The sequence below is a fragment of the Thermosynechococcus sp. OHK43 genome (genome assembly GCF_014466085.1).
Taxonomy (GTDB): Bacteria; Cyanobacteriota; Cyanobacteriia; order Thermosynechococcales; family Thermosynechococcaceae; genus Thermosynechococcus.
The window spans coordinates 1-5,278 of record NZ_JACOMP010000256.1; the positions used below are offsets into that span (position 1 = coordinate 1).

The following is a 5,278-nucleotide window of genomic DNA, read 5'->3' on the forward strand; positions in this document are numbered from 1 at the left end:
CCTAGCAGAAGCCCTCACCCTCCCTTGGCCATCAGCAGGATTAAACCACTGTCTAGGAAAATTGGCTACAATGCAGTACCGAGGGACGTTTGGCCAACCTGTGACCCCAACGACTTCTACCATTGCCACCGCTGCCCAACAAATTGCTCAGCACCCGCAGCAGAGCCGCCTTTTTAAGCTACTGTATGCCCTTCAGCAACATCAGTGGCCGACCCAAGCACCGCCATGGACCGTGAGCGACGTGCAACAGGTCCTCATCGAAATCCTTGAACGGCTGAAAACCCCCACCCTCTTGGGACAGCACCTAACTGCCCTTGTCAATAGTCTCAACAAAGCACAGGCCTATCAGGTTCCCTCAGCCGTACTGCTGCAAATTTTGGTCCCCCTTTACAGCCAAGCTGCGACGGCTACACTGACCATCGAGGCGCCAACCCTCAGCACTGCAGATCTCTACGATTTGCGATTAGAAGTCACCCGCTACTGTACCCCTCTGCATATGAAGCTTCTTGTGGCCGCTCTGTTGACCACCAAGCCGGTGCATGCCCAAGCCCTAGAGCGGTTTACCCTCATTGATTTGCTGCAACGGCTGACCCGCCGCTATGGTGATTTAGAGATTTTGCAGACGCAAATGGCCACTGCTTTGGCACGTTTGCCCCAGGATCCTCTCTATGCCAGTGGGGGCGATCGCCTGATCAAACTTCTGAGTACGCTCTATCAACGCTATCAACACACCCAAGCCCCAGAGGCTACCCGCGGCAGTCCTCCCCCTGACTCCTCCGATGAAGAGCTGACCTGCCAACTGTTTCCCACAGTGAATGAAGGCTAGGGAAGGGCTTGCCCCCCTTTACTAGCAAAGAGTGCGAGTAAAGAGATTCTGTACTTAGGGGGGAATCCCGGGCGATCGCGATAGAACAGATAGGGAAGGGCTGACTACTACTAATCGCGCTAATTCTTTGCGAGGATTCCCACAATGACCAGTCTCATTCCGCCCGGTTGTCCTACAGTGCTCACGGAAGACGATCGCACCGGTACGAGCATTGAAACCCTGCGGCGCGCCTTTATGGATAATCTCTTCTTTATCCAAGGGCGATTTCCCGAAGTGGCGACGAAAAATGATTACTACTTGGCCTTGGCCTACACCGTGCGCGATCGCCTACTGTTGCGCTGGCTGAATTCTGCAAAAACCTATCGAGATCAAGAAAGCCGCACTGTTTGCTATCTCTCCGCCGAATTTTTGCTAGGGCCACACCTTGGCAATAACCTAATTAACCTCGGACTCTATGAGGCCGTTGAAGAAGCCATGCGGCAAACCGGTTTGAACCTCAAAGAACTCCTCGATCAGGAGGAGGAGCCGGGGTTGGGGAATGGCGGGTTGGGACGCTTGGCCGCCTGCTATATGGATTCTCTCGCTACATTGGAAATCCCCGCCATTGGCTATGGCATTCGCTATGAGTACGGTATCTTTGACCAAGAAATTCGCGATGGTTGGCAAGTCGAGATTACCGACAAGTGGTTACGCTATGGCAACCCTTGGGAAATTCCCCGACCGGAATTGATTTTGCAGGTGAAGTTTGGCGGCTACACCTATAGCTATACCGATGATCAGGGCCGCTATCGGGTTGTTTGGCAACCCCACCAAGTGATTCAGGGAGTGGCCTATGACACCCCCATCTTGGGCTACAAGGTGAATACCGCCAATCTTCTGCGTCTATGGCGGGCAGAGGCGGTGGAGTCCTTTGACTTTCAAGCCTTTAACACAGGCGATTACTACGGCGCTGTCAACCAAAAAATTGCTTCAGAAAACATCACGAAGGTCCTCTATCCCAATGACGAGCAGTTGCAGGGCAAAGAACTGCGGCTGATGCAGCAGTATTTCTTCTGCTCCTGTGCCCTTCAGGACATGATCCGCCTCTACAAACAATCGGGCAAACAAGATCTGAGCCGCTTCCATGAGAAGTTCACCGTTCAGTTGAACGATACCCACCCAGCCATTTCAGTGGCGGAATTGATGCGCCTGTTCGTCGACGAGCATCTCATGCCTTGGGAGCAGGCATGGGACATTACCCGCCGAACCTTTGCCTACACCAACCACACCCTCCTGCCCGAGGCACTGGAAAAATGGCCCCTAGATCTCTTTGGCTCCCTCTTGCCCCGCCACTTGCAAATCATCTATGAAATCAACCGTCGTTTCCTAGATGAGGTACGCCTGCAATACCCGGGGGATAACGATCGCCTGCGGCGGCTGTCCATTATCGATGAAAGTGACTGTCGCTATGTGCGCATGGCCCACTTGGCAGCGGTGGGGAGTCATGCCATCAACGGCGTGGCAGCACTGCACTCAGAACTCCTGAAAAAAACGGTGCTCAAGGATTTCTACGAACTGACACCAGAGAAATTCTCCAATAAAACCAATGGCGTCACCCCTCGGCGCTGGATGGTGCTCAGCAATCCGAGATTAACCCGCCTGATTACCGAACGCATTGGCGAAGATTGGGTGAAGCACTTGGATCAACTGCGGCAATTGGAACCCTTGGCAGAGGATGCCGAGTTTGCAGCCCAATGGCAATCGGTGAAGCAGGGGAACAAGGAACGCCTTGCGGAATACATTCGCGATCGCCTAGGGGTAACGGTGGATCCCCATTCCCTCTTCTCGATCTTGGTGAAGCGCATCCACGAATATAAACGCCAGCACCTGTGTGTCCTCAATGTCATCACGCTTTACCAGATGTTGAAGGACAACCCCCAACTGGAGATGGTGCCCCAAACGTTTATTTTTGGCGGCAAGGCGGCCCCAGGCTACTATATGGCCAAGTTAATCATTAAGCTCATTAACTCCGTGGCTGAGGTGATTAACCGTGATCCAGCGGTGCGCGATCGCCTAAGGGTCGTCTTTTTGCCCAACTACAGCGTAACGCTAGGGCAGCAGGTCTATCCAGCAGCGGATCTTTCCCAGCAAATTTCAACAGCCGGCTACGAAGCCTCAGGCACAGGGAATATGAAATTTGCCCTCAATGGGGCGTTGACGATTGGCACCCTCGACGGCGCCAACGTGGAAATTCGCGAAGAGGTGGGGGCTGAAAACTTCTTCCTCTTTGGTCACACGGTAGAGCAATTGCAGGAATTGTGGCGCAACGGCTATCGCCCCTGGGAGTTTGCCAATAGCAACCCAAGGCTGAAGCGGGTGCTCGACCTCATTGCCTCGGGGTACTTTTCCCATGGCGATACGGAACTCTTTCGGCCCCTGGTTCAGCACCTCTGGCAAAACGATCGCTATTGCCTCTTGGCAGACTACCAAAGCTATGTGGACTGCCACCAACGGGTCCTTCAGGTCTATCAACAAGATCAAGCCCAATGGGCAAAAATGTCAATTCTCAATGTGGCACGGATGGGGAAATTTTCTAGCGATCGCGCCATTCGCGAGTACTGCCAAGACATCTGGCACGTTCAACCGGTGAAAGTTGTCCTACCGGCAACGTCCTACCTGACCTCCCCAGGGCAGTAGCTGGCCGGTACCGAGTTCAATTCAAACAACCCAGACCCTCCCCTGCCCTGGCGGGGATTTTTGAGCTGAGAAAGGAAATGCTAAGGTTCTCGAGGCTGGTAATCTCGACACGCTTGGCAGGAGCCCTGAGGGTTCACAGCACAGCGCAACAAGGGTGAAAGGGCATTCCAGCGGCAGGAGGGATCCCCAATCACCCACTGTCCATTCACGAGATGGCGATCGCTAAGGGTGTCACTGGGCTGCACATAGAGGGCAATTTTTTCCAGTTGATAGCGTCCACCACGAAACCGGTAGCGATGACGGCGTTCTAACACTGTATAGGTTTCCCCTTCGTGATCCACATGGCAACCGGGTTGGGGTGTCCAGTCGAGATAAACCTGCCCTAGCGATCGCCGGGGATTAATCAGGTGCAACTCTGTCGGTAAGTCAGATGGGGTTGCCATGGATTCCGGTTGATCGCGGCTTTGGAATTGCCGTCAACTGTGTTGAGCATAAACTCACGATCAATTTATCGTATCCTAGCAGTGGGAACATTTCCACTTCCTGTAATTTTTCATGGCAAAATTGTCCACAGACCTGGAATATGCCTTTTTGAGTCCTGTGCCCAGCCCTAGGCATGGAGAGGTTTTAACGCAACCACTGGTGTCCTTGGCAGAGATTGTTCAGTTGGCGGGGGAGCGAACCTTTGGCTTTTTGCTGGCCGTTCTTTCGTTGCCATCGGCGCTGCCCATTCCAGCCCCCGGTTACGCCACACCCTTTGGCATTGTGCTGTTACTGTTGGGTTGGCAATTGCTTGTGGGTGCCTCAGTCCCTTGGCTGCCGCCGTGGCTGCTCAAGCGCACGATGCCGCGCTCCCAGATGCAGAAGATTGTGCGCACAGCTTTGCCTTGGCTGCGACGGATTGAATTGATCTCCCGTCCCCGCTGGCGCTTCATTTGCACGACCCGAGGCGGACGTTTGGGCTTGGGGGTTACTGTATCGCTGATGGCGATCTCGATGATTTTGCCTATTCCCGGCACCAACACCATTCCCGCCATGGGCATTTTTACAATCGGCTTTGGTCTTTTGGATGACGATGGTTTGATTAGCCTGGCAGGGGTGGTTATCTCTTTGATTGGTCTAGCAGTCACCACATCAATTTTGATTGCCCTTGCATGGGGCGGCAATAGCCTCCTGGATGTATTGAAGGCATGGCTGCATTTGTAACATAGGGGTAAGTTCCTTCTTGACTCAAGGCCAATGAGAACCCTATCCCCTCCTAAGGCCTGGGGCCGATGGTTGAGTGCCGTGGGAGCGATCGCTCTATTAGGATTCCATCCCCTTAGAACGACTGCCAATCCCTCTACAGAGGACTTACCCCTAGCGGTGGCGGCGGCGATCGCGCTGCCTGTCAATGAAAAGCAAGTTGTGGTTAGCGAGTCTCCCTCGGCAGTGGGCTTAACAGTACCCAGCCTCTGGTGGGCCGTGCAGCAGTTTGGTGACCAGGTGATTCAACGCTGGCAAGCCTTTCCAGCCATGACAGCACCGGGGGGCAGAATTGAAGCCTTTGTCTCCCCCGCCGCTTGGGGACGCTTGCCCTATTTACGGCGTTTTGCCCTGATTAATCAGTTGGGCCATGCCAGTCGCAGCTTTGGCTATCAGTTGATCCTGCGCGATCGCCAACAAGTCATTTATGGTGCCTACACCTGTCAATTTGATGCCCTAACCGTTGAATACCTGCCAGAAGTCACCGATGCCGCAGGCAACCCGATTCCTTTTTTCCCACCCAGCAGCGAA

The 5,278-nt window shown here is 53.9% G+C and carries 5 protein-coding genes; 4 read left to right on the forward strand and 1 reads right to left on the reverse strand.

Going from position 1 to position 5,278, the window contains the following annotated elements:
* Both H8Q75_RS11045 and H8Q75_RS11050 read left to right on the forward strand, forming a co-directional pair.
* Nucleotides 1–826: hypothetical protein (locus H8Q75_RS11045; RefSeq protein ID WP_297041716.1), on the forward strand; the 826-nt coding region annotated here is incomplete at its 5' end.
* A 144-nt stretch (nucleotides 827–970) separates the two neighbouring features.
* Nucleotides 971–3,502 carry a glycogen/starch/alpha-glucan phosphorylase gene (locus H8Q75_RS11050; RefSeq protein WP_297041720.1) on the forward strand — a complete coding sequence of 844 codons (2,532 nt, stop codon included), beginning with the start codon at nucleotides 971–973 and terminating at the stop codon, nucleotides 3,500–3,502.
* Nucleotides 3,503–3,582: 80 nt separating this feature from the next.
* Here H8Q75_RS11050 and H8Q75_RS11055 read toward each other — a convergent pair whose 3' ends face one another.
* Nucleotides 3,583–3,945 (reverse strand): DUF6464 family protein, encoded by a 363-nt coding sequence (locus H8Q75_RS11055; RefSeq protein WP_024125341.1) that lies wholly within the window; start codon nucleotides 3,943–3,945, stop codon nucleotides 3,583–3,585.
* Nucleotides 3,946–4,057: 112 nt separating this feature from the next.
* Here H8Q75_RS11055 and H8Q75_RS11060 point away from each other — a divergent pair, with 112 nt between their 5' ends.
* Together H8Q75_RS11060 and H8Q75_RS11065 are read left to right on the forward strand one after the other, a co-directional pair.
* Complete coding sequence (locus tag H8Q75_RS11060) at nucleotides 4,058–4,708, forward strand: exopolysaccharide biosynthesis protein (RefSeq protein WP_024125340.1); 651 nt, start codon at nucleotides 4,058–4,060, stop codon at nucleotides 4,706–4,708.
* A gap of 81 nt (nucleotides 4,709–4,789) precedes the next feature.
* On the forward strand, nucleotides 4,790–5,278 hold a 489-nt coding region (locus H8Q75_RS11065), incomplete at its 3' end, for a hypothetical protein (RefSeq protein ID WP_297041722.1).